23 protein-coding genes are annotated in these 23,885 nt (G+C 72.5%); 8 read left to right on the top strand and 15 right to left on the bottom strand.

Going from position 1 to position 23,885, the window contains the following annotated elements; all coding sequences use genetic code 11:
- Nucleotides 1-92: 92 nt before the first annotated feature.
- Nucleotides 93-560 carry a hypothetical protein gene (locus C4T78_RS28925; protein ID WP_093351932.1) on the top strand — a complete coding sequence of 156 codons (468 nt, stop codon included), beginning with the start codon at nt 93-95 and terminating at the stop codon, nt 558-560.
- Between the two features lie 404 nt (nt 561-964).
- Nucleotides 965-1,516 carry a TMEM165/GDT1 family protein gene (locus tag C4T78_RS28930; RefSeq protein ID WP_258958372.1) on the top strand — a complete coding sequence of 184 codons (552 nt, stop codon included), beginning with the start codon at nt 965-967 and terminating at the stop codon, nt 1,514-1,516.
- 125 nt (nt 1,517-1,641) lie between these two features.
- Here the strand turns inward: C4T78_RS28930 and C4T78_RS28935 are convergent, their stop codons facing one another.
- The gene (locus C4T78_RS28935; RefSeq protein ID WP_093351934.1) at nt 1,642-2,031 is read right to left on the bottom strand and encodes a hypothetical protein; all 390 of its coding nucleotides are present in this window, start codon (nt 2,029-2,031) and stop codon (nt 1,642-1,644) included.
- A 257-nt stretch (nt 2,032-2,288) separates the two neighbouring features.
- Between C4T78_RS28935 and C4T78_RS28940 the strand changes: the two genes are divergently transcribed.
- Nucleotides 2,289-3,035 carry an IclR family transcriptional regulator gene (locus tag C4T78_RS28940; RefSeq protein WP_093351937.1) on the top strand — a complete coding sequence of 249 codons (747 nt, stop codon included), beginning with the start codon at nt 2,289-2,291 and terminating at the stop codon, nt 3,033-3,035.
- 97 nt (nt 3,036-3,132) lie between these two features.
- Nucleotides 3,133-4,188 (top strand): saccharopine dehydrogenase family protein, encoded by a 1,056-nt coding sequence (locus C4T78_RS28945; protein WP_093351939.1) that lies wholly within the window; start codon nt 3,133-3,135, stop codon nt 4,186-4,188.
- A gap of 307 nt (nt 4,189-4,495) precedes the next feature.
- On the opposite strand, the gene C4T78_RS28950 is transcribed toward C4T78_RS28945, so the two are convergent.
- Entirely contained in the window at nt 4,496-5,056 is a 561-nt protein-coding gene (locus C4T78_RS28950) for a VOC family protein (RefSeq protein WP_093351942.1), read from the bottom strand.
- A 96-nt stretch (nt 5,057-5,152) separates the two neighbouring features.
- Here C4T78_RS28950 and C4T78_RS28955 point away from each other — a divergent pair, with 96 nt between their 5' ends.
- Nucleotides 5,153-5,641 (top strand): GNAT family N-acetyltransferase, encoded by a 489-nt coding sequence (locus C4T78_RS28955; protein ID WP_093351944.1) that lies wholly within the window; start codon nt 5,153-5,155, stop codon nt 5,639-5,641.
- Here the strand turns inward: C4T78_RS28955 and C4T78_RS28960 are convergent.
- From C4T78_RS28960 to C4T78_RS28980, 5 genes are read right to left on the bottom strand one after another with little or no spacing between them, the layout of a single operon-like run.
- Nucleotides 5,622-6,884 carry a TIGR02679 family protein gene (locus C4T78_RS28960; protein WP_093351947.1) on the bottom strand — a complete coding sequence of 421 codons (1,263 nt, stop codon included), beginning with the start codon at nt 6,882-6,884 and terminating at the stop codon, nt 5,622-5,624. The two genes, C4T78_RS28955 and C4T78_RS28960, sit on opposite strands and share 20 nt — an antisense overlap.
- Nucleotides 6,885-6,910: 26 nt before the next feature.
- On the bottom strand, nt 6,911-7,672 hold the full coding sequence (locus C4T78_RS28965) for an alpha/beta fold hydrolase (RefSeq protein WP_093351949.1): 762 nt from the start codon (nt 7,670-7,672) through the stop codon (nt 6,911-6,913).
- A gap of 19 nt (nt 7,673-7,691) precedes the next feature.
- Nucleotides 7,692-11,789: a TIGR02680 family protein gene (locus tag C4T78_RS28970; RefSeq protein ID WP_093351952.1), complete on the bottom strand. Its 4,098-nt coding sequence runs from the start codon at nt 11,787-11,789 to the stop codon at nt 7,692-7,694.
- Complete coding sequence (locus C4T78_RS28975; RefSeq protein ID WP_093351954.1) at nt 11,786-12,991, bottom strand: TIGR02678 family protein; 1,206 nt, start codon at nt 12,989-12,991, stop codon at nt 11,786-11,788. Before C4T78_RS28975 ends, C4T78_RS28970 begins: the two co-directional genes overlap by 4 nt.
- Nucleotides 12,988-14,559 (bottom strand): TIGR02677 family protein, encoded by a 1,572-nt coding sequence (locus tag C4T78_RS28980; RefSeq protein WP_374703911.1) that lies wholly within the window; start codon nt 14,557-14,559, stop codon nt 12,988-12,990. The genes C4T78_RS28975 and C4T78_RS28980 overlap by 4 nt, the downstream gene beginning before the upstream one ends.
- 207 nt (nt 14,560-14,766) lie before the next feature.
- Here C4T78_RS28980 and C4T78_RS28985 point away from each other — a divergent pair, with 207 nt between their 5' ends.
- Nucleotides 14,767-15,711, top strand: coding sequence for a cobalamin biosynthesis protein (locus C4T78_RS28985; protein WP_093351959.1), 945 nt, complete (start codon nt 14,767-14,769; stop codon nt 15,709-15,711).
- A gap of 385 nt (nt 15,712-16,096) precedes the next feature.
- On the opposite strand, the gene C4T78_RS28990 is transcribed toward C4T78_RS28985, so the two are convergent.
- The 8 genes from C4T78_RS28990 to C4T78_RS29020 all read right to left on the bottom strand — a co-directional run bounded on the left by C4T78_RS28990 (nt 16,097) and on the right by C4T78_RS29020 (nt 21,915).
- On the bottom strand, nt 16,097-16,999 hold the full coding sequence (locus C4T78_RS28990; protein ID WP_093351962.1) for an SURF1 family cytochrome oxidase biogenesis protein: 903 nt from the start codon (nt 16,997-16,999) through the stop codon (nt 16,097-16,099).
- 270 nt (nt 17,000-17,269) lie between these two features.
- The gene (locus C4T78_RS28995) at nt 17,270-17,512 is read right to left on the bottom strand and encodes a hypothetical protein (RefSeq protein WP_143185834.1); all 243 of its coding nucleotides are present in this window, start codon (nt 17,510-17,512) and stop codon (nt 17,270-17,272) included.
- A 69-nt stretch (nt 17,513-17,581) separates the two neighbouring features.
- Nucleotides 17,582-17,878, bottom strand: coding sequence for a hypothetical protein (locus C4T78_RS29000; RefSeq protein ID WP_093351967.1), 297 nt, complete (start codon nt 17,876-17,878; stop codon nt 17,582-17,584).
- A gap of 250 nt (nt 17,879-18,128) precedes the next feature.
- Nucleotides 18,129-18,332 (bottom strand): cold-shock protein, encoded by a 204-nt coding sequence (locus C4T78_RS29005; protein WP_093351970.1) that lies wholly within the window; start codon nt 18,330-18,332, stop codon nt 18,129-18,131.
- Nucleotides 18,333-18,510: 178 nt separating this feature from the next.
- The gene (locus C4T78_RS36590) at nt 18,511-18,654 is read right to left on the bottom strand and encodes a hypothetical protein (RefSeq protein WP_177247569.1); all 144 of its coding nucleotides are present in this window, start codon (nt 18,652-18,654) and stop codon (nt 18,511-18,513) included.
- Between the two features lie 132 nt (nt 18,655-18,786).
- Nucleotides 18,787-19,656 (bottom strand): fructosamine kinase family protein, encoded by an 870-nt coding sequence (locus tag C4T78_RS29010; RefSeq protein WP_177247570.1) that lies wholly within the window; start codon nt 19,654-19,656, stop codon nt 18,787-18,789.
- The gene (locus C4T78_RS29015; protein ID WP_235863511.1) at nt 19,653-20,066 is read right to left on the bottom strand and encodes a low molecular weight protein-tyrosine-phosphatase; all 414 of its coding nucleotides are present in this window, start codon (nt 20,064-20,066) and stop codon (nt 19,653-19,655) included. The genes C4T78_RS29010 and C4T78_RS29015 overlap by 4 nt, the downstream gene beginning before the upstream one ends.
- A 448-nt stretch (nt 20,067-20,514) precedes the next feature.
- The gene (locus C4T78_RS29020; protein ID WP_235863499.1) at nt 20,515-21,915 is read right to left on the bottom strand and encodes a serine hydrolase domain-containing protein; all 1,401 of its coding nucleotides are present in this window, start codon (nt 21,913-21,915) and stop codon (nt 20,515-20,517) included.
- Between the two features lie 110 nt (nt 21,916-22,025).
- Between C4T78_RS29020 and C4T78_RS29025 the strand changes: the two genes are divergently transcribed.
- Nucleotides 22,026-23,111, top strand: coding sequence for a sensor histidine kinase (locus C4T78_RS29025; RefSeq protein WP_177247571.1), 1,086 nt, complete (start codon nt 22,026-22,028; stop codon nt 23,109-23,111).
- Entirely contained in the window at nt 23,104-23,769 is a 666-nt protein-coding gene (locus tag C4T78_RS29030) for a response regulator (protein WP_093351977.1), read from the top strand. The genes C4T78_RS29025 and C4T78_RS29030 overlap by 8 nt, the downstream gene beginning before the upstream one ends.
- Nucleotides 23,770-23,885 lie beyond the last annotated feature (116 nt).

Here is a 23,885-nt window from a genome sequence, read left to right on the forward strand (position 1 = left end):
CGCCCCTCACTCGTCCGAGAGCCCATCCCGACATGCGACGGTTCGATGCTTGACTCCCGGGATTCCGCCGTGGTCGGCCTTAGCTTCGGGGCATGGATTTCCACGACGAGATTCGAGTCGGACAGCACACCTACGGAGTCAAGGCCAGGGGCGAGCCCGCCAGCCAGGACCAGCCGGCGAGCGTGGCGGTGGAGTTCGCCGGAGCGGACGCGGACGGCCGCGTGGTGGCGGAGGGCAACCTGCTGATCGCCGTCGACGGACTGGGCGATGCCGGTGCCTTCCTGACCCGGACCCTGGACGGCCTGGCGGCGCTGCACGCGCCGTGGTCGAACGGTCGCGGGCGCAGTCGGCCACGGCCGCCGAACGCGGGGCGGCCGTGGACCGATGCCGACGGCGAACTGCTGCGCGAGCGGTGGCTGAGCGCGCTCGGCGAGTCGGCGGCGCGGCTGGCCGGGGAGCTCGCCGAAGAGCTCGGCCGCACCCGCGCGGCGGTGCGCGCCCAGCTGCCCCGGCTCGGGTGCGACCCGGACGTGCCGGGGCGGCCGCTCGGGCAGGCCTGACGTCGGCGCAGGTCGCGACCGCTCCTGCTGAATTCCGAACACCGGTGGTTCGCAATTCGGGAAGAGCACGATTGGTTCGGCGAAATTCCGGTTCTCGGCGCGCCGAAAACTCTATTTGGCGAATCGGAATAATGGAATGGGGTGCGGCGTCCGGATTGGGCTTTGGATATTTCGCGGAAAGGAGGTAATGTTCCGGAGCGGAGAAGGGGAGTAGTCCGCAATCCCGCGGTCGACATGCTGGTGCCCGTTCGATGCGCACCCGGTCGCGGAGCCTTGGACCAGAGGTGGGCGAGACCTTCGGAACCGGCAATGGCATGCCGGGCCGAAGATGCTGCGCGCCTTCGTCCTGGCCGTGATCGAAGAGGTGGGTATTCATCGTGCTGGGCAGTCTTGCGCTGAGTTCCGTGGCGATCTTCGTGGCCGAACTCGGGGACAAATCCCAATTGATGGCGATGACCTTCGCGACCCGCTACCGCGCGTGGCAGGTGCTGCTCGGCATCACCATCGCCACCACCGTGGTGCACGCGGTTTCGGTCGCGCTGGGCTTCGGGATGGGCGAACTGCTGCCGACCGAGTGGATCGCGCTGATCGCCGGAGTGGCGTTCCTGGGCTTCGCCGCGTGGACGCTGCGCGGTGATCACCTGACCGAGGAGGAGAAGCGCAAGGCCTCCCGGCGCGCGGGTTCGGCGGTGCTGGTGGTGACGGTCGCCTTCTTCCTCGCGGAACTGGGCGACAAGACGATGCTGGCCACGGTCACGCTCGCCACCCACCACGACTGGCTCGGCACCTGGATCGGCTCGACGATCGGCATGGTGGTGGCCGACGCGCTGGCCATCGGCATCGGCCTGCTGCTCGGCAAGCACCTGCCGGAGCGCCTGATCCGCTACGGCGCGGCGGCCCTCTTCGCGATCTTCGGGGCCTGGCTGGTCGTCGACGCGGCACTCGCCCTCCTCTGAGGGAGAGCGACCGCGGCATGCGCCGCAGGCGAGCAATTCACCTGCGGCGCATGCACAGGCGGGATTTCAGGCGGCGGCCGGGTTTCCGCTGTCTGAACCGCCTCGCGGAATCTGCCGCCGGGGGATCAGCACTTCTCGAACGTGGTCGAAGAAGAGCGGTAGACGGCTCCGGTGGAGCTGGCCGTTTCGGTGTAGACCTCGACGGTGGCGCCGGTGTTGCACGGCGCCTTCGCGGTCAGGTTGATTTCGGTGCCGCTCTGAGCCAACTCACCGATCACCTTGGGTGCGGCGTTCTTCTGGGACACCACGATGCGGACGTTGACCGTCGCCGTGTTCAGACATCCGGTGCGCCCGCCGTTGGCGACCAGCGTGTTGCCCTCGCGCGTCGGTTGGTAGGCGAAGAGCGCGCACGCCGGGGCTTGTTCGGGGGTGGCGGCGATCGCCGGGACCGCGGGCGCGATCGCGAACGCGGTGAGTGCGGCCGCAATGCTGAACAGGACGGGTGAACGTCGCATTCCGATGCCTTCTTTCCGTCTGCCGAATTGCCGTCAGGGGCATCGGAAGTCGATCACCCGGCGTGATGGCTGTCAATTCGGGGTCGAGTGGGGAGAAGTTTTTCACCCGACCGAGTAAGGCTTTTCGGCGTGTCGTCCACGGTCTTGATCCGCGCAATTCCGCTCGATTCCGTCGAATATGAATCGTGGTCACATCTCGGCGACTGTGCAATATGTGCAATAGGTCTGTTAATCTTGCAGCCCTGGAGGGGGTGGGGATGTCCAAGACGGTCGCCAAGGCGGTTCACGTGCTCGAATCCCTCGCCGAGGCGCCCAAGACGATCGCTGAGCTGGCGCGGGAGCTGGACGTGCACAGCTCCTCCGCGCTGCGCATGGTGCAGCCGCTGGCCGACGGCGGGCTGATCGCCCGCGGGCCGGACAACCGGTACCGGCTCGGGCTGCGCCTGGTGGAACTCGGCCAGCAGGTGCTCGACGAGATGGACCTGCGGGTCCTCGCCCGGCCGCACCTGATCGCGCTCGCCGACGCGACCCGCGCGACCGTGCACCTGGCCCAGCTGGTGGACGACCAGATCGTCTACGTGGACAAGATCGAGGGCGCGGCGACGATCCGCACCTGGTCGCGCATCGGGCGAGCGGTTCCGCTGCACACCGCGGCGGCCAGCAAGGTGATCCTGGCCGCGCTGCCCGCACCGCACTGCGACCGACTGCTGGCCGCGCACACCTTCACCCGCTTCACCGAGCGCACCATCACCGACCCGGCGGAGTTCCGGGAACACCTCGCGACGGTCGCCCGCCTCGGCTACGCGACCGACCAGGCCGAGTTCGAGCCCCTGGTGCACTGCATCGGCGTCGCGATCCCGGACGCGACCGGACAGCTGGGCGCGGCGATCTCGCTGACCACCGTCCGCGCGTCGGTCGAGCAACCGGTGCCGGACAAGCCGCTGCACCGGATGCGGGAGGCCGCGAACGCGATCGCCACCGCGCTCGGCCGCCCGCTGCGCTGACACCCGCCAGGGTGATCGACGAAACTCCCGGCAACCCGTGACCCCGCTGAACGGTGTTCGTTAGCAGGATGTTCGGCGCAACCCGGAGAGGATCGCGATGACCTGGATGATCTACGGCGCGAGCGGCTACACCGGCAGGCTGGTCGCCGACCTGGCGGTCGATCGCGGTGAACGCCCGGTGCTGGCGGGTCGCGACCCGGCGAAGGTCGCCGCGGTGGCCGCCCCGCGCGGGCTGCCCCACCGCACCTTCGACCTCGCCGATCCCGACGCGGTGGACGCCGGCCTGCAGGGCGTGGACGTCGTCGCGCACTGCGCAGGCCCGTTCTCCGCGACCGCGGAGGCGATGGTCGACGGCTGCCTGCGAAACGGCGTGCACTACCTGGACATCACCGGTGAGATCGACGTGTTCGAGGCGGTGTTCGCGCGGCACGAGGAGGCTCGCAGCGCCGGGTCGGTGCTGCTGCCCGGTGCCGGTTTCGACGTGGTGCCGACCGATTGCCTGGCCGCGATGGTCGCCGCCGAGCTGCCCACCGCGACCCACCTGGACCTCGCTTTCCACGCCAGCGGCGGGATCAGCGGCGGCACGCTGAAGAGCGCGCTGGAGGGCGCGGCGCTGGGCGGTCGCGCCCGCGTCGACGGCGAAGTGCGAGTGGTGCCGATGGGCTGGCGGCGGCGCGAGGTGCCGTTCCCGTCCGGCCCGCGGCGGGTCACCTCGCTGCCCTGGGGCGATGTGAGCACGGCCTACCGCAGCACCGGGATCGGCAACATCACCACCTTCGCCCACCTGCCGGGCCTGGACCTTGCGGGTGCGCGGTCGAGCCGGCTGTCCCAAGCGCTGATGCGCACGCACGTGGTGCAGCGGCTGGGCAAAGCGGCGATCGGCGCTGTCGTGCGCGGACCCGGCCACACCGCCCGCTCGCGCAGTTGGGTGGAGGTGTACGCCGAGGCCACCGACGACTCCGGCCGCAGCGTCTGCGCGGCCCTGCTCGGCCCGGACACCTACGACCTCACGGCCGACTCGGTCCTGCGCGCGGTCAACGCCCTGCAGTCCGAACCGCCGGAACCGGGCGCCCACACGCCGTCCACGGCATTCGGCGCGGACTTCATCCGCCGCCTCCACGGAATCCGCATCATCGAACCAGCCCGCCGCTGACAACAGCAGGCCCCAAGGCGCGGACATCAGCAGGCCCCGAGGCGCGGACACTCCGCCCGACCCGTCCTACCGAAGAAACCCGCACTCCAACGCCCTGCCGGTACCCGCCCGGACGCTACCTCGCCCGGTGCTGCCTCCGGTGGTCGTGCAATTTCAATTGAAATCACACCTCTGATTTCAATTGAAATTGCGCGATGTCCGACGCACCGTCGGTGTGTCGGGTGCCCGACACACCGGACCGGTCCACAACTTCCATTGAAATTGCGGGTGTGATTTCAATTGAAGTTGCGTGGTTGGCATTGTCGGGTCAGGTGGGGAGGATGCGGAGCATCCCGGTGGGGGCGGATGACGCGGCCAGGAACTCCAGGTGGGGGCCTTCGCCGGAGGCCGGGTGGAGGGCGGCGAATTCGGCGCTGTCGGTGGCGAGGTCCATGCCCGTGGTCTCGGCCCAGCGGCGGGCCAGGGAGCGCGGATCGGGGGTGTCGACCACGATCGCGGCGATCGGGCCGGTGCGCTCGTAGATCTTGCGGGGTTCGAGCACGCAGAGCTCGTTGCCCTCGACGTCGGCCATCACCACCCACGGCACGTCGCTGCTCTGGTCGATGTCGGCGAACCGGGCGCCGGCGTTGAACAGCCGCTCGACGAGCTTGGTCTGGTCGTCGTGCGACTCGCTGCGCAGGTCCAGGTGCACACCGTTCTTGGCGGTCTTGTCCACCGCACCCGGCACGAACCGCAGCTCGACGCCCGCACCGCCCGGGTGCACCGCGGTCCCGGATTCGGCATCGAGGTTCCAGCCGAGCACGTCGGCCCACCACCGCGCGAGCCGCTGCGGCTCCCGTGCCGAGAACTCCACGACGACCGATGCCATGGGCGAAAGCTACCGCAGATCCCGGACGGCAACTCGTCGTGCGGCGGGGGCGAAAAGGACTGGCGTCCCGGCGTCCGGGCGGGCGAAGCTGCTGCCATGCGGATTCGTGAAGCGCGCCTCGACGACTGGTCGGCGATCTGGCCGTTCATGCGGGACATCGCGGCGGCGGGGGAGACGTTCTCCTGGGACCGGGACATCTCCGAGGAACGGGCCCGGGAGCGGTGGTTCCCGGAGCTGCCCGGGCGCACGGTGGTGGCGGTCGACGACGACGGCGCGGTGCTCGGCACCGCGGTGTCCGGGCCGAACCACGAGGGCCCGGCCGGTCATGTGGCGACCGCGAGCTTCATGGTCGACGCGGCGCGCGCCGGGCGCGGTGTCGGGCGGGCGCTGGGGCGTCACGTGCTGGACCAGGCGCGGGCCGACGGCTTCCGCGCCATGCAGTTCAACGCCGTGGTGGAGACCAACACCAGGGCGGTCGCGCTGTGGCGCTCACTGGGCATGGAGATCGTCGCGACGCTCCCGCAGGCCTTCCACCACCCGGCGCACGGCTACGTCGGCCTGCACGTCATGTACCAGCTGCTGTGAGCCCGGCCCGGAGATCGGCGAGCAGGCTCGGCAGCACGACCTCCTCCTCGACGGCGCGGGCCGCGGTGGACATCAGCTCGGCCAGCGCCGGATCCCACGGCGTCTCCAGTGCGGCGCCGACGAGGTTCGGCAGGTCGGTGCGGTCCGCGGCCGCGCGGTCGAGCGCCTCGCGGTAGTCGGCGGCCGACATCCGCCAGGGCCGGGCGCGGTGGTGCTCCCAGAGGGCCCGGGCGATGCCGATGCCCGCCCAGTCGAAATCGCCGTGGTGGTGCAGGGTCGCGCCCTCGGTGGTCAGCCGGTCCAGCAGGGCCAGCGCGACCGTCGTCGGGTGGCCGGACACGCACACCACGGGGTGCTCGATGCCTTCCTGCACGGCGGATTCCAGCACGCGCGGGCTCTCGCACACCGCGACGGCGGTACCGGGCTCGACGAGCCGTGCCGGAGCCGCGCGCAGGTCGAGGTGGGTCAGGTGCGTCGGCAGGCCGATCGCGGACCGCTGCCGGACACCGCACGACCACGAATCGGCGCCGACCAGCGGCAACGCCCAGGTCAGCACACTCGCGGACACCGCGTCGAGGGTGACGCCGCAGCGCTCCCACAGCGCCCGCCGCTCCCGCTCGTTCCCGGGTGACTCGACTCCGTGGGCCAGGGCAGCGGCCTTGAGCACGACCCGGCTCAACGTCGTGCCGCTGTCGAGCTGGTGCGGATCACCGAACCGAGCGGCGAGTTCACCACGCGAAACCCAGGCCGCGGGCGCGCGATCCAGCGCGAGCGCGGACAGAACTCCAGCGGCGCTCCGCGCGATGGCGGGAAGTTCGTCCGCTGCCACGCGCCCGTACTGGCGGATCCACTGCATCCACGGCACGGCCCAACCGGTCTCCGCGAGCCCGTGCGCCACCAACGCCGCGCGCAGCGGTTCGAGTTCCCGCTGCTCGTCCCGCGAGCTCGACTCCCGCTGGACCACCGGCCGCTCGTGCAGGATCTCCAGGACTTCCGCCAGTCCCAGGCCGAACCGGCTCCCGCGCACCGCATCGTCCAATTTGGACACGCTGATCCGCGTTCCGCGCCCCAGCATCGGCCGCCCGTACACCTCGCCGACGAGCCGCTGCGCCTCGGCGTCGGGCAACTCCAGCCGGAACGTCGCCGGCGGCTTCGGCGATTCCAGCGCTTCCCGCGCCTGCTCCCACAGGCCGCGCAGCGCAGCAACGCCCCACGCCGCGCGAACGTCGTCCGCGATCCCCACCGCACAACCTCCAAACAACGCCGGGCTCAGCCGACGGGAACCGTCTTCCGCAGGAACTCGATCAGCAGCTCGGCGACCGCCGACGGCCGCTCCAGGGCGGGAAGGTGACCCGCCCAGGGCAGTTCGACGTGCTCGGCGTCCACGAGGATCTCGGGCAGCCGGGCGGCGATCCGCCGGAAGTCGGCCAGGTCGTGCGCTCCGGAAACGGCCAGGCACGGCGCCTGCACCGCCGCCAGGTCCACCTCGTGCTCGATCTTCTCGAACTCCTCGGCGGCGCACTGCAGCTCGAAGGCGTGCCGCTGCATCAGGCGCACCGACTCGCGGGCCGGTTCGCCGGCCTCCGGGCCGAGCCAGCTCTCGACCATCAGCTCCGTCGCACCATCGAGATCGCCCTCCTCCAGCAGCGCTTCCTCGCGCTCGCCGAGCGCGGTCAGCTCGGCGGAGGGCTCGTGCCCGGGCATGGCGGCGCAGAGCAGCGCGAGCGCGCCCACCCGCTCCGGACGGCGCGCGGCGATCTCCAGAGCGACGTGCCCGCCGAACGAAGCCCCCACGAAGGCGGCCTGCGCGATGCCGAGGTCGTCCAGGAGCGCCAGCACGTCATCGGCGTCGTTGTACGGCCGATCCGCCGCGGGAGTCGCACCGAAACCCCGGAGATCGCAGCGCACCACCCGGTATCCGGCGTCGATCAGCGCGGGCCGCTGGCCGTCCCACATCCTCCGGTCGCAGACCCCGGCGTGCAGGAGGACCAGCGCGGCGCCGTCACCGGCCACGTCGTGTGCGAGCTTCATCCGAAAGATCCTATCCAGCTCACGCGTCCGCCCGGTGCAGCGCGGTGCCGGTCCAGGTCGTGTGCGTGCAGGCGATCCCGTGGCCGCTGCGGGGGCGGAGGACGTCGTAGATGTGCATCTTCGGGATCTTCGGCGAGACGCCCCAGCCGCTGGGCCAGGTGATCAACCAGTCCATGTCCAGGTCGACCAGCAGGCCCAGCATCCGCGCGATCGTCGGGTCGTCCAGGCGCTCGAACGCCTCGTCCAGCAGCACCAGCCGCAGCGGGCCGCGGCCGTCCGAGGACACGCTGACCGCGTCGTAGAACGCCGCCGCGGCCGCGAACAGCGTCACGTAGGAGATCAGGCGCGTTTCGCCGGAGGAGAGCTGGCGCAGGCGCCGCACCCGCGGCTTGCCGTCCGGCCCGGTGTCGCGGACCCGCACGGTGAAGGCGAACCACGAGCGGTAGTCCAGCGCTCGCGCCAGGATCTCCGCGTAGCCGCCCGAGGTGCTGTCCCGCTCGGCCTCGATGAGGTCGGTGAACACCCGGCGCAGCAGGGCGTCCTGGTCGTCGCTGCGGTCGGCGAACGGGGTGCGCACCAGGTCGATGGCCTGCTTGATGTCGTCGCCCAGCGCGGCCGACGGCTGCCAGTCGAGCTGGACGTGCACGCCCTGGCTGGAGCGGGCCCCGTCGAGCACCTCGTTCATCCGCTTGCACAGGTCCTCGGCGATGGACATCTGCCCGCGCAGGCGTTCGGCGAGGTCGCGGATCAGGTAGTCGGCGAAGATCGACTGGTAGCGCTCGTTGAGGTAGCCGCGCTGCTCGCCGAGCCGTTCGCCGACCCGCCGCGCCGCCTCGGCCACCGGCTGCGGCCCCTCCTCACCGGTGACAGTCACGGTGAGCAGGCCGTGCTGGTCGGCGGCGGTGATGTCGTAGTTGCCGCTCAGCGAGTGCTGCAGCGTCTGCAGCCGGTTGAGCACGGTGGCCTCCGACGATCCGCGCCGCTCGGCGGCGGTGAGCAGCGCGGCGGCTTCGTCGAGCTCTTCGGGCAGTTCCTCGCCGACCTCGGCGGCCGACCACAGGCCCGGGATGCGCAGCGCCTGCTGGAAGGTCTCGGTCGCCGAGGACGCGTCGTGCTCGCGGCCCGGCAGCTGCGCCTGCTTGTTCTCCAGCTGGGTTTCCAGCCGCGCGGCGGCCTCGCGCAGCGAGCTGATCTGCTCCCGCGCCTGCGGCAGCTGCTTGCGCAGGTCGGCGCGCTCGCGCTCGAACGCGCTGACCTTGTCCGAGATCTCCTGCGCCTCACCGCCGACCGCCGAGGTCAGCTCGGCCAGCCCGCTCGCCTGCTCGGCGTAGGCGGCGCAGCGCTGCTCGGCCTGGGACTCGGCCTCCATCCGGTCGGCGATGGCGACGTCGTGGTGCAGCGAGATCTCCTGCAGGTCGGCCAGCGTCGGCAAGCAGCGCGACTCGATCGCCTCGCACAGCGCGTCGATCCCGCCGCGGGCGTCGATGGCGGCCCGGTTCGCCGCGTCGAGCGCCCGGGTGTCGGCGGGCAGATCCGCCTCGCCTGCCGAGCGCACCAGCTCGGCGTGCGCCGCCTGCCAGCGCTGGTCGGCGCTCTCGTGCTGCTCGCGCAGCTGCACCACCTTCTGCTCGCTGTCGGCGGCGGCCTCGATCGCGGTGGTCAGCTTCGCGTGCGCGGTCAGCAGGTCACCGTCGTCCGGGTAGGCCTCCAGGTGCTGCTCCAGCTCCGCAGCGTGCTCGGAGGCCTCGTGGTGGCGCCGCTCGGCTTCGCCGACCTCGGCGCGCAGCCGTGACAGGTCTTCTTCCAGCTCCGCGATGCGCCGCGCGCGGGCCGCTTCGCGGGCGCCCGCTCCGACGTACTCCGCGGCGCTCTTGCGCCACGCGCCGGAGAGCACGCCGGCGCGCCAGCTGCCGTCGGTGGACACCGAGAGCCCTGCGCTGCCGTCGGTCGACACCGCGGCCAGCAGTGCGGCGACCCGCTCCGGCGGCACCGGGCAGTCGGTCACGGCGGCGGGGGAGAGCAGGTCGGCGAGCGTGGCACCGCTGCCCGCGTCGGCGGGTTCGGCGAGCAGGTCGGCCAGCCCGGGAACCGCGCCGTCGGCGGTGACCCACGCGTTGAGCAGCCCGCTGGACTGCAGCGCCGCTTCCAGCCCCGCCCGCTCGTCGGCGGTCAGGGACGGCTGGAAGTCGACCAGCTCGTAGAAGGCGCGGCCCTGCTCCGGGTTCCGCTCGGCTTCGGCCCAGGCAGGGCGGCCCGGTGTCTGCTCGTGACCGGCGCGGAGCTCGGCGAGCTCCTGTTCGCGGGTGCGGGAGTCCACGCGCAGCTCGGTGATCTCCTGCTCGACGGCGGAGACCTGGCGGCGAGCTTCGTGCAGCTGCGGCCGCGCCCACCGCCGCGCCTGCTCGCGGGCGCCCCGCGTCGCGGTGCGGTTCTCGGCGAGTTCCTCGGCGGCAGGCGGTTCCGGCGCCGGATCCTCCACTGTGGAGGGCCATTCGGTCGCCCACTTCTGCGCCCGCTCGACCCAGACCGCGGCCGCGTCGGCGAGTTCCTGCTGCGCCTGGTTGCGCCGCCCCGCGGCTTCGGTCGCGGTCAGCTGCGCCTGCCGGGCCAGCCGTTGCAGCTCGGCGACCTTGTCCCGCTCGGCGTCGAGCTCCACGGCCTGCTGGTGCAGGGCGAGCGTCAGTGCCGAACGCTGCCGCGCGGTGGCCGCGAGCTGCTGCGAATCCGCCACCACAGCGCGGAATTCGGCGGCGATCGCCTCCGCGTCCAGCTGCGGTTCGACGGCGCGCCGCACCTCCTGCGCGACGGCATCCGGTTCCGGCGAGGTCCGCACCTCGGCCTGCTCGGCGCGCAGCTCCGCGACCGGGATCACCGGCGGTCGCCTCACCAGCGACCCGTCCAGCCCGGCGGTCGACAACTGCTGCGCCGCCCGCTGCGCGGCCTGACCGGCTGCCTCGGCGTCCCCGGAGAGCCGCCGCAGCACGCCGACGACCGACTCCGCCGATCGGTGCTCCTGCGCGCGGTGCTTGGCGGCGGTGTCCAGCGCGGAAACCGCCGAGCTGCGGGCGCTCTCCACCAGCTGCTCGCGGTCGCGCAGGTTCTGCAGCTCGGAGTAGGCCGGGTGGGAGCGCAGTGCGTCGATGCCGGATTCCAGCTCGGACTCGCGCTGCTCCAGCTCGGCGATCGTCCGCTCCGCGGTCTCCCGGTCCTGCTGCTTTCCGCTGACCTGCTTCTCCAGGCCGGTCAGCTCCTTGCGCAGCGCGCGGAGCCGCTGCTGCGCGGTGCGCATCGCCTCGGCCCGGTCGCGCAGCGCGCCGAACGCGTAGCCGGAGTAGGTCGACAGGAACGCGGTGAGCGCCTTGTCCGCGCCGGTCAGCCGGACGATGTTCTCCCGGATCGACTCCAGGTCGTCGAACGAGGTGGCCAGCCGCTCGATCAGCGCGGCGTCCAGCGGCGGCAGCGCGTCGGAGAGGATCTGCTCCAGCTGGCCCTCCAGCACCTTCAGCCCGACGTCGGGGTTGCGCAGCGTGCGCTGCAGGTGCAGCAGATCGCCGTAGCGGGCGGCGGGCACGCCGTAGACGGTGGCCGCGACCTTGGCGCGGAACGCCTGGTCGTCGAGCACGCAGTCGGCGCCGAGCAGGTCGCGCAGCTGCGCAGAGCCCAGCGGCACCCGGTCCGCGCCGACCAGGTAGAGGTTGATGCCGACGCGGCGGCTGGTGATGAACCGCCACGAGTCGCTGATCGACTGCGAGGTCTTGGACGCCTTCACGCCGACGCCGCAGGTGAGGAATTCCTCGCCGCCGTCGGCGTTTTCGCGGCGCAGCTCGATCCAGGCGTAGCCGATCCGGTTCGGCCCGCCCGGGTACTCGTCGAGCATCAGCCGGCGGATGCTGACCGTGTCGAAGCCCTTGGAGCCCAGCTGCCGCAGGTCGCCGTCCAGGCACAGCGGCAGCAGCAGCTCCAGCGTGCGGGACTTGCCGGAGCCGTTGGTGCCCTGGAAGATCGCCCGCCCGCCGTCGAGGTCGAAGGTCGTCTCGGCGTACTGCCAGATGTTGACGATCCCGCCGCGGTGCAGCCGCCAGCGGTTCGCCCCGGTCCCGGTGCTCTCGTCGCTCACCGCTGTTCCCCTCGCATCTCGTCGATCTCGTCGAACAAGGACCAGCCCGCCGGCTCGGGGGCGGGTGGTTCCGGCTCCCGGCCCGGGGCCGGGGTGGCGTCCGGTTGCGGCAGCCAGCGGTGCGCGGCCGGGCTGAGCAGCCAGCTCCCGCCCGCGTCCTGCAGCAGACCGAGCCTGCGCAGCAGCGCCACCACCGAGTGCACCAGCTCCTGGTGGTCCTCGGTGGCCTGCCGCGACCACGCGGCAGGGTAGGCCTCGACGAGCTCCTGGCACACGTCGGTGAGGTCCTGCCAGGTCACCGGGTGCTTGCCCGCGGCGTCCGCGGCGGCGCGGTCGAGCAGCTCGGGCAGCGCCAGCAGCGCGACGCGGGCCACCGTGCCGGGCCCGGGGAAGGCGACGTCGCTGAGGTAGTCCTCCGGGTCGCAGACCACCACGCCCTCGGCGCGGCACTCGCTGACCAGCCCGAAGAACCGCTCCAGGCGGCGGGATTCCACGGTCACGTGCTCGCGCAGCCAGCCTGCCTGGTCGGCCGGGAGGTCGCCGTAGAGCACCACCGGATCCTCGACGAGCCGACGCCGCACCGCGTGCTCCAGGTTGCGCGGCCCGGCCGCGCTCGCCAGCTCGATCAGCTGCTCGGGGCTCTCGGCCTCGGCCAGCGGCCCGGCGACGAGCTGTCCGAGCAGGTCGGTGTCGATGGTGATCAGCGCCTCCGCGGACGACTCGGCGGTCACCGAGCCCTCGGTCTCGGTGATCACGCCCAGCGCCACCAGCTGCCGCAGCGCGGCGGTCAGCGCGCGCCGGTCCGCCGGGTCGTCGACCACCGCGATCTCGGCCTCGGCCGCGGCGGCGCGGACGTCGCTGACCAGCCGGGAGAGCAGCACCTGGCGGCCGATGCCGGTCAACGCGGCCAGCGTCAGCGCCAGGTAGGCGTAGCCGCGCGGGCTCAGCGACGCCTCGCCGCGGGTGGTGTCCTCGCCCGCGCCCGACTTGTACAGCCGGGCGAAGCGGCGCTCCACCACCAGCCGGTAGCCCAGCAGCGAGGAGAACACCTCCTGGAGCACCACGCGCTGCCGGTAGATCATCGGCAGCAGGTCGCCGTCCGGGCCGCCGGCGCGCAGCAGCGGGCGGCGCAGCAGCACCCGGGCGCAGCGGACGACGTTCGCCGCGTCGATGTCGGGCAGCTCGTCGAAGGTCGTGGTCATCGGGCGGCCCCCTGCTCCTGCGGGATCGCGCCGTCCCCGCTGAGTTCCAGCACCGTGTCGCGCAACGTCAGGCGTCCCGCGGCGCTGGCGATCTCGGTGTCCTGACCGGCCGCGGGCCGCACCGTGACGCGCAGGCGGTGCACCGGGTCGAGCGCGGTGCCCGGCTCGTCGGAGCCCTCGCGCTGGGCCATCGCCAAGGTCAGCAGCTCGCACAGCACACCGAGCGCATCGGGCGACAGCTCCTGCTCGGCCAGCCGCGGCCCGGCCGCGGCGAGCTCGGCGACGGCCGCGCTGCGCTTCTGGTCGGCCTCGCGGGCCTGGGCCAGCAGGGTTTCCTCGGTCATCGGGTCGTCGAGCACCCGCGAAGTCCGGCCGCGCGCGCCGCGATCGCCGCGGCTGCGCACGCTGACCGTGACGTCGAGCACCGGGCCGTCGCGCCAGGACACCTTGTCGTTGTCGGTGTCGTAGTCCGGGGCGGGCTGCAGGTGGCGGGCGGAGTGCAGGCCGAACGCGGCCGAGTGCAGCTGGTGCGCGGTGGCCTCGTCGGCGCCGTCGAACCACTTCGCCAGCTTCAGCAGCTCACCGCGGCGACCGGGCACCAGCCCACCGCCGGAGGTGGCCCGCTTCACGCTGGCCAGCAGCGAGCCGATCGCCCGCGCGGTGGCCTCCCGCAGCGCCGCGACCTGGCTGGGGCGGCCCGGCGAGTCCACGAACCAGTCGGTGAGCTCCTGCCAGTCCGCCGCGGTCCGGCCGCGCGCCCGCTCGACGTCGGTGCCCAGCTGGTCGGCCGGGCCGAGCAGGCGCAGCAGCTCGCCGCGCACCCCGGCCAGGCCCGCCAGCGAACCGGCGATGGTCTCGGTGTGCCGCAGCACGTCCTCCACCACCATCTGGATGTACTCGACGAGCAGGTTGCGGAACCCGGAGATCTCCTCCGGCGCCAGCTGGTGGCGGGTCACCACCTGGCCCAGGTAGGCGTAGAAGTCGCGGACCGTGGCGGCCAGCTCAGCGTGCTGCAGGAACACCGTGGTGACCTGCTCGGCGAGCCGCTCCCTGGCCTGCCGCGCGGCCTTCGCCCGCGGATCGCGGACCTCGGCGGACAGCGCCTCGGACAGCGCGCTGCCGATCCCGGCCAACCCGCGGTCGATGGCGGGCAGCAGCTCGCGGGACACCTCGCGCGCGCCCTCGGGCACCCGCAGCAGCGCGTCGACGTCCCGCTGCACGCGGACCGCGAGCTTGCTGACCTGGTAGCGCACGCTGCCGTGCTGGAACTCGGCGATGCTCGACGCGATCGTCTCGCGGCGGCCCACCACCAGGTTGCCCCACTTCACCAGCCGCTTGAGCCGGTCGATGACGGTGTCCACATCGGACTCGCCGGGTGCCACCCGGCCCTCCCGCTCGGCGGCCGCCAGCGCCGCGCCCACCTCGCCCGCCGACAGGTCCGCCAGCAGCGTCGAGGTGAACAGCCGCATGATCGCCAGGTAGGTGCGGTGCTCGGGTGCCTGCAGGTAGGCGAACAGCTGCAGGCGCTGCCCGTCGTCGCGGGTCTGGTCGGGAGCGTGCGCAGGCACGTCCGCCGCGGTTCCCGCGACGCCCGCGCGCAGCACATCAGCTTCGTGGTCCGGGGCCGTCACGGTCCGCCACGATATCCCGTGGGGCGGACACGGCCGGTCACCTGGCATGCGGTGACCGGCCGCGGGCGCCCCGGGGGTAGCGTTTCGGGACGGCTCAGGGCGCGGGGGAGGCCCCGGCTGGACGATTCTGGAGGAGCGGCACCGGTGAGCGCGGGACGGGCGGTCGGACTCTTACTCGGCGTGGCTGCGGACGCGGCCCTCGGTGATCCGAAGCGCGGGCATCCGGTCGCGGCCTTCGGCCGGATCGCGCAGTCTGCGGAGCGCTTGCTGCACCGCGACCAGAAGTCGGCCGGGATCGTCTACACCGGCGTGCTGGTCGGCGGCACGGTCGGGCTGGGCGTGCTCGCGCAGCGCTGGTCCAAGCGCAGCCCGGTGCTGGAAGCGGCCGCGACCGGCCTGGTGACCTGGGTGGTGCTCGGCGGATCGTCGCTGGCCGACGAGGGAACCGCGATGGCCCGGCTGCTCGACGCCGGCGAGATCGAGGCGGCCCGCGAGCGGCTGCGCAACCTGTGCGGCCGCGACTCGGCGGTCCTCGACGGCCAGGGCTTGGCCCGCGCCACGGTGGAATCGGTGGCGGAGAACACCTCCGACGCCGTGGTCGCCCCGCTGGTCTGGGGCGCTGTCGCGGGCATCCCCGGACTGGTCGCCTACCGCGCGGCGAACACGCTGGACGCCATGGTCGGCCACCGCTCGCCCCGCTACCGGAACTTCGGCTGGGCCTCCGCGCGCCTGGACGACCTGCTCAACCTGGTGCCCTCGCGGCTGGCGGCGGTGCTGACCTCGGCGTGCGCGCCGGTGGTCGGCGGCTCGGCGAAGGGCGCGTGGCGCACTTGGCGCCGTGACGCCTCGGCGCACCCGAGCCCGAACGCCGGGCAGATCGAGGCGGCCTTCGCCGGAGCGCTCCAGATCCGCCTCGGCGGCCGGACGGTGTACGGCCACGTCGTCGAGCAGCGCCCGGTCCTGGGCGAAGGCCGCACGGCCGACGCGGGCGACGTGACCAGGAGCGTCGAGCTGTCCCGGGTGATCGGCTCGGCAACGGGCGTCCTGACGGCGGCCTACGCCCTGACCAGGGCCCTCCGCCGCCGCTGAGCTCAATCGGTACACGGCTGCCCGAAACCGCGCCCCAACCGCACGACGGTTCCGCCGAGGACACCCACCTGCACCCCGCCCGGCAGACCGAACGGGCCTCGAAACCGAGAGACTCGTGCACCCGGCTGCGGACCCGAGGTCGTGGTGACGCAATTTCAATTGAAATCAGAGGTCCAATTTCCATTGAAATTGCACAGGTCCCTGCCGTCGTCGGTGTGTCGGGGTGCCGACACGCCGACGGGGTCCGCAAGTTCCATTGAAATTGCGGAGAGTACGCACTGCGGTCGGTGTGCTGGGGTCCTGATGCACGGAGAGGGCCGCAGTTCCAGCTGAGTGGGAACTGCGGCCCTCGCGTCGCTTCCGGCCCTCGCGTTGCTCGTGGTGCTCAGGTCTTGCTGCTGGGTTCCGCGTCCGCGGCTTCGCGGCGCTCGGCTTCCTCGCGCTCGCGGCGCTCGTCCTCGGCGATCGCCTCCGCCACCGACATCTTCTTGCGGCGGGGCTGCGGTTCGGACTTCGCGCCCTCCTCGGATCCGGCTTCCGCGTCCCGCCAGGCCGGGCGGGCGCCGGGGCGCAGCTCCGAGTAGATCAGGTAACCGATCGCGATGACCGCCATGATGCCGAACGCGATCCACTGCAGCGCGTAGGAGAAGTACGGCCCGGACTCCAGGCGCGGCAGCGGCAGGGCGCCGAGCACGCCGGGCTGACCCTCGTTGAGCGCGAAGTAGCCGGGCTGCAGGGCGATGCCGGTGCCCTGCGAGATGGTCCCGGAGTTGACCGCGTACGCCCAGCGGTGCCCGTCGTGCTCGAACAGCGGGCGCTGCTTGCTGTCGTTCTCATCGGTGCGGACGCGCGCGGTGAGCGTGACCTCGCCGCTCGGCGGCGCGTCGTAGGCGGGCGCCTGCGTGCCGTTCACCGGCCGGATGAAGCCGCGGTTGACCAGCACGGTCGTGCCGTCGGTCAGCCGGAACGGGGTCAGCACCTCGAACGCGGGCTCGCCGAGCACGGTGCGCTGCCAGCCCAGCGTCTCGCCCTCGGGCAGGTACTGGCCGCGCAGCAGCACCTGCGCCCACTCGGTGCGCTCGTCCGGCGCTCGGCCGGCGGGCAGCACTTCGCCCAGCGGGCGCGGTGGCGTGTGGAAGGACTCGGAGATCGCGTTGTTGCGGGCCTGAGCCTCATCGCTGCGGCTGAACTGCCAGGGTGCCAGCAGGGTGAAGCACAGCGTGGTGAAGACCGCGACCAGCGCGATCAAGCCGAGCCAGCCGGGTCGCAGCAAGAACTTCAGACGCACCCCACTACGGTAGCTCAGCCATGCTGACCTGCGGTTTTCGGATCCGGTTGCGGAGCGGCGGAGAACGGCGCGCAGCTGCGTCCCAGCAGGTCAGCCCGCGTCCTCTTCCGGTTCGGTCGGGATGTCCGAAAGGCCCGTTGGGCTGGCGGCCTCGACCGCGCCGGTCCGTGCACTCGTCAAGCGGCGGCCGCCGACGAGATCCGCGGTGAGTGGTGGGTTCTGCGGGGCCGGTGACGAACGACACCGGCCGCGTGACTCACGGGCCGGTGCTCACTCGTCCTCGGGTGCGGTGAACGGGGTCCGCAGGCGCCGCATGGTGTCGTGGCTGCGGTCCGCGCGGGGCTGGGGCGGACCGGCGTTGCCGCGCGGTCGGCCGGGTTCGACGAACGCGACCGGGTGGACCGGCGGCACCAGAACGCCGAGAGGCCGACCGGAGCCCGGTGCGTGCCGCACCGCGGGCGCAGGGTGCGCTCGTCGCTGGGCGCAGCGACGCGCGGGACTGGACAGGTTCATGGGAAGTCCTTTCAAAGCAGTGGTTTTTCCGCTGCCGCATCGCGGTGCGGAGTGGTGTGACGCGGGCGGTCAGTCACCGGTGATGCGCACGTCGCCCCCGCCGTAGGCGGCGAGTTGGCAGTGGGCGCGGGCCACGGCCTCCTCCACGGTGCCGGTGACCCGAGCGGTGTGCTGCCCTTCGGCATCGGTGATCTGCCAGGCGTCTTCGGACAGCGTCCGCGCGACGTGCCTGGTGTGCCGGATCAGGCCGTCACCACCGCGGCGGACCGCACTGCTGCGGTGCTCACTTCGAGGAGGGCGCGGTGATCCGCTGCGGAAGAGTCGGGAACGTCGAATCGAGCGGGGTCGGTCCGCATCGAACTCCAATGCACTGTGCGGGATCTCGGGCCCGGCGCGGACACAGCGGTGTCGCGGCCGCGGGCCGAGGACGGGAAGAACGAAGTGCCGGGAGCCGTCTCATCGATCCGGCTCGACCGAGCTGAGGACCAGGCTCGCGCGAGGAGTGGTGCCCGGCGACCTGGACAGAGAACATGCGCCTCGACGTGTCCACCACGGAGGCGCTGCCCGCAGGCGGCGGGTGCCCCGGCGGAGCCGGGACACCCTGCGCGGTGCCGGCTCAGATCGCGCGGACGAGCTCGGCCTGCGGACCCTTGGGGCCCTGGGTGACGTCGTAGGCCACCGGCTGGTTCTCCTCGAGGGTGCGGAACCCGGCGCCGTCGATGGCCGAGTAGTGCACGAACACGTCCGGTCCGCCCTCGTCGGGGGCGATGAAGCCGAAGCCCTTCTCCGAGTTGAACCACTTCACGGTTCCCTGAGTCATGTGCGTCTCCGTTCGGGAGCTGGGGAAGTATCACGGGGCACCGCACGGCGCGGCGTCCCGGGCCGGGGGATCAGACGGCGGCTCAACTCCAGCTACACCAAAGACAGCAGCTCGCCCGCTTCAACATCCTGCGAGCATGCGCGAAACACGAACCCAGAAACAACGACCAACACGAACGCTACACGCCTTTGACGACCTCGGCCATCCCGATCGTCGCTGCGCCGCCGATCCGGTGGGCGGCGCACGGGCCGCCGGGTTCGGTCAGCGCGGTCTCATGCGTCGTGATCGCGGAGCTGCGGTGGGTGTCGCCAGCGGCGGCCAACCGAGGCAGATCCCGTTGCCGCGCAAGGCGATCGAGGGACGGTCGCACCGGCGGGGCGCACCTCTCGGCCCACGCGGCAGCCGGGACATCCGCGTCGAGCACTGCCCCGGTGGAGTCGCCGACGAACTCGCCTCAGCGGATTCGGAGGGCGGAACGCGCGGCTCTGACGGCTTGGGCGGCGTAGCCGGTGCCGAAGAGGACGGCGTGCACCAGGAGCGGGAACAGCTGGTGGAGGGCTATGCGGTCGCGCCAGCCTTCCGCGAGGGGGCGGTTCTCCTCGTAGGCGGCCACGATGCGGTCCAGGTGCGGGCAGCCGAACAGGTGCAGCATCGCGAGGTCGGTCTCGCGGTGACCGCCGTGCGCCGCCGGGTCGATCAGCCAGGCCCGGTCGTTCCCCCAGTGCACGTTGCCGCTCCACAGGTCGCCGTGCAGCCGGGCGGGCGGTTCGGCCGGACCGGCCAGCCGGTCGATGTCCGCGCAGACCTGCGAGATCACCGAGCCGTCGGCGGTGCTCAGCACACCGGAGTCCACGGCCTTCCGCAGGTAGGGCTCGATTCGGTGCGTCGCGTAGAAGGCGGGCCAGTCGGGCGCGGTTTCGTTGCGCATCGGGGCGAGGCCGATCCAGGCGTCGACCGGGCCGTCCGGTGGCGCGGCGCCGAACGCCGGTGCCCCGGCCGCGTGCAGGTCGGCGAGCCCGCGGCCCAGCTGCTCGGCCGCTGCCGCGGTGGGCGCGGCTTCCGCGATGTGCTCGGTGACCAGCCAGCGCTCGGAGTGCCCGAGCACCTCGGGCACCGCGACCGAGCCGGGCTCGGCGAGCCAGCGCAGGGACGCGGCTTCGGCCGCGATCGCGCCCGGCATCGACTCCGGCGCGGTCTTGGCGAACACCACCGCGCCGTCGTCGAGGGACACCGCGAACGCCGCCGCGGTATCCCCGCCGCTGAGCTGCTGCACGTCGACGGGAGTGCGGCCGGTGAGGTCCGCCACCGCTGAGCGGGCCGTCACAGCCGCTCGCGAACCCAGTCGAGCAGCCCCGGCGTCGCGGCCTCGACCATGGCCAGCACGTCCTCGAAGCCGTTCGGGCCGCCGTAGTACGGGTCGGGCACCTCGGCGCCCTCCTCGGAACCCGGATCGAAGGAGCGCATCAGGCGAACCTTGGACGGGTCGTCGGCGAGGCGGCGCACCGCGCTCAGGTGCCCGGCGTCCATCGCCACCAGCAGATCGGCGTCCAGGTGGCGGTCGTCGATCTGCGCGGCGACGTGCTCGGTCGGGTAGCCGTGGTCCGCCAGGACCTTCCCGGTCCGGGGATCGGCAGGCTCTCCGACGTGCCACGGACCGGTCCCGGCGCTGGAGACCTCGACCTGCCCGTCCAGCCCGGCCCGGCGCAGCTGTTCCTGGAACACCAGCGCGGCCATCGGGGACCGGCAGATGTTGCCGCTGCAGATGAAGGAGATGTGCACGTGCGGAAGCTCCGATCAGCGCGATTGGGTGCCAGGGCCATTTCTACCAGGCATTACGACGCTCGCGAGTACGCGTCGGCGCTCTAGTCCGGGGGCGCTGGGGCAGCGGCCAACGCTGACGTCCCCGGCCTCGCCTACTCGCCGGGTGTCTACCTCGCCAGACCGATCGACGTGCTCTCCGCGGGATTCACGTCCGGCACCCAGATGACGGACGAGAGCGGCAACGCCGTGGCGGAGGAGAACGAATAGCGAGGCGAGAACGGCCCCGGGGACGGGGCCGTTTCTCTTCTCCCCATCCCGGACCGGAAGGAATTCGTTCTTCTGCGGAGCCGTCCCCGAGCGCGGGTTGCCGTCCTCGGGGCGGCCGCTGGGAACGCGTCGGGTGGTGGATCGTCCGCGGAGTTCACGTGCCCACGGCACGGGCGAGCCCGGTCAACCGGGCGATGATCACCACGACACCGCCGAGGGCCGCGGTGACCAGTAGCACGGTGAACGTCGGGTAGAGGTAGGGCACTTGGATCAGGGCGACGTCGCGGCCCCGGTAGAGGGCTCCGACGATCCGGTTGATCGATGCGCACAGCACGGCCGGGACCAGCAGAGGCAGCAAGCGCAGCGCGGTGCTGATGCGTCCCGCTCGGCTGGCCGCCCACCGGCGTGCTCGCACCGCACCGCGCGTGGCCAGCAGCGCTGCGGCGATGGCCAGCCCGAGCAGCACGGCGTCGATGGCGGGCGCAGCGCTGCTCGGAGGCCGCGTCGGCTGGCCGGTCACCAGTGCGATGAGCTCGTCGGCGAGCGCGGCCGCATCGCCGTGGGCGAGCCCGGTGTTGCTCATCACCGCGATCCCGTACCCGGAATCCGGCAGCAGCGCCTGGTAGGCGGTCGAGGTGAACAGGTCGCCGCTGTGCGAGATCAGCCGCTCACCGGACTCGGTGATGCCGACCGACCAGCCGAGCGCGTAGGACCCGGATTCCGGTGACGGCGTGTGCGCCTCGGTGATGGTCGCCGCGGAGGCGATCGGCGCCCGGCCGGGGTTGTTCTGCGCGATCAGCCACGCCGCCATGTCGTGCGCAGTGCTGAGCACTCCGCCCGAGCCGCCGCCGAACGCCGGTGGTTCGGGCACCGCGATGGCGCCGCCGAGGACCAGCAGGTGGCCGCGCGCGCTCGACGGCAGCTCGTCGGCTGTGTCGATGGCGCGGCTGTCGGCCATGCCGAGCGGCCCGAACACGTGCCGCTGCAGGTAGTCGTCGAAGGGCAGGCCGCTGACCACCTCGACCAGTCGGGCGGCGACCTGGTAGTTCGGGTTGTGGTACTCCCACCGCTCGCCCGGCTCGGCGACCAGCGTCGCCGAGCGCATGCTCGCCACCGCCTCCGCCAGCGAGCCCGGCTGCGGCCGGGTGAACGGGTGGACCGTCGAGTCCGACAGCCCGGAGGTCTGGTCGAGCAGCTGGTGCACCGTGATGCGGTCGGCGCGCGGATCGGCGAGCCGGAACTCGGGCAGGTGGGCGCGCACCGGCCCGTCGAGCTCCAGCCGGCCGGATTCCGCGAGCTGGAGCACGGCCAGCGCGGTGAAGGACTTGCTGACCGAGGCCACCGCCATCGGCGTGCGCTCGGTGATCGGCTCGCCATCGGGAGTCCGGCCGTAGCCGGCGGTGTGCAGCACCTCGGTGCCCCGGGTGACGGTGACCGCCGCGCCGGGCAGGCCGGTGCTCCGGAGGTACTCCTCGACGGTGGCGTCGATGTCGGCCGGTGCGGGTGGGAGCGGTGCGGCGAGGGCGAGCGCCGCTACGAGCGTTCGGAAGATCACGCGCCCAGTCTTGGCCGGAACCCCGTGCGTCCACATCGGACCGCAGGGCGAAAGCCAAGATCGGACCGTGGTCCGATGGCGGGCCGGTCCCAGCTGGATATCGTGCCGTGGTGCGCAGAATCCGGCAGACCGCGTTGGACGCCTCGGTGGCGGTCGTGCTGGTCGTCGTCGAGGGCCTGCGCACGCCCGGCGCGCTCGGGTGGATCTCGGCCGCCGTGCTCTGCGCGCCGCTGCTGGCCCGCCGCTGTCGGCCGAACGCGGTCCTCGCGGGTGTCGTGCTGCTGGGCGCCGGAGCCGTCGTCGCCGGAGTCGCCGACGAGATCGCCGCGGTGGTGATCGCGCTCGCCGTCCACCCGGCTGCGAGGACCATCTCGGCGCTGGTGGGTGCGCTGGCCGGGATCGCCGCCGCCGGGCTCCTGGTCGTCGCGGTGCCGGGTCTCCCGCTCGTCGCGCCGCAGGCCGGGGCGGAGTCGTTCGAGACGACACCGATCACCGTGTTCGCCTTCAACGCGGTGCTGATCAGCGGCTCGTGGGCGCTCGGCCGCTTGGTGCGGGCGCGGCGCGAGCAGGCCGCGCAGCTCGTCGAGCTGCGGGAGCGGCAGGCCGCGACCGAGGAGCGGCTGCGCATCGCCAGGGACGTCCACGACGTCGTCGGGCACAGCCTCGGCGTGATCGCGATGAAGGCCGCGGTCGCCAACCACCTGGTGGACAGCCACCCGGCGGCGGGACGCGAGGCGCTGGGCACGATCGAGCGGGTCAGCCGGGAGGCGCTCGACGAGATCAGGGCGGTGCTCGGTGCGCTTCGCGATCGACCGGAGGAGGTCGAGTTCGACCGCCTGGTGGCCGACGTGCGGTCCGCCGGTGTGGACGTCGTGCTCGACCGGGCGGATCTGTCGGCGGTGCCGCAGGACGTGCGCAGCTCGGCGCACCGCATCGCGCAGGAAGCGCTGACCAACGTGCTGCGCCACGCCGGTGCGACCCGCTGCTCGCTCGGCCTGGCGGTGGTGCCCGGTGCGCTGAGCGTGTCCGTCGTCGACGACGGGAACGGGACCGGAACGGCGACGCCGGGCCACGGCCTGCGCGGGATGCGGGAACGGGTCGCGCTGCACGGCGGGACGATCAGCGCTGGCCCAGAGCCCGGCGGCGGGTTCGCCGTGCGCGCCCGGCTGCCGTTCGCGGAGGCTTCCGATGGCTGACCCGATCCGCGTGCTGCTGGCCGACGACGAGGCGTTGCTGCGCAGCACGCTCCGCCTGCTGATCGACGCCACCCCGGGCATGGCCGTGGTGGCGGAGGAGGCCACCGGTGCCGCCGCCGTGCGGGAGGCAGCGGTCGCGGAACCGGACCTCGTCCTGATGGACGTGCGGATGCCGGAGCTGGACGGGATCACCGCCACGGCGCGGATCACCGCGCGCTCGCCCGCGCCCCGCGTGCTGGTCCTCACCACCTTCGACCTCGACGACTACGTCTACCGGGCGCTGCACGCCGGAGCCAGCGGCTTCCTGCTCAAGGACGTCCCGCCCGCTCAGCTGCTGGAGGCGATGCGCGTGGTCGCGGCCGGGGACGCGCTGCTAGCACCGAGCGCGACTCGCCGGCTCATCGCGGAGTACACGCGCGTGTCGGCGGCGGTGCGCGCCGTGCCGCGCCGGGAACTCGACATGCTCACACCCCGCGAGCGGGAGGTCCTGGCGCTGATCACGCGCGGCTTGTCGAACACCGAGATCGAGCAGTCCCTGCACCTGAGCCGCAGCACGGTCAAGACCCACATCGGCCGCCTGATGAGCAAGCTCGCGGCCCGCGACCGCGCCCAACTGGTGATCGCGGGCTACGAGTCAGGCCTGGCCGACCGCCCCTGAGCACCCTGGCCCGTCCCGGCAGAGTCTCCGTTTCCGCTGTTCAGAGGCCGTGAGTGTTTTGAGGTGTCATAGCACCCCAAAGCACTCACGGGACGCTACCTGCGGAAACTCCGGAG

Origin of the sequence: Saccharopolyspora kobensis, from assembly GCF_900108315.1 — a bacterium.
In the GTDB taxonomy this organism is placed as follows: domain Bacteria; phylum Actinomycetota; class Actinomycetes; order Mycobacteriales; family Pseudonocardiaceae; genus Saccharopolyspora; species Saccharopolyspora kobensis.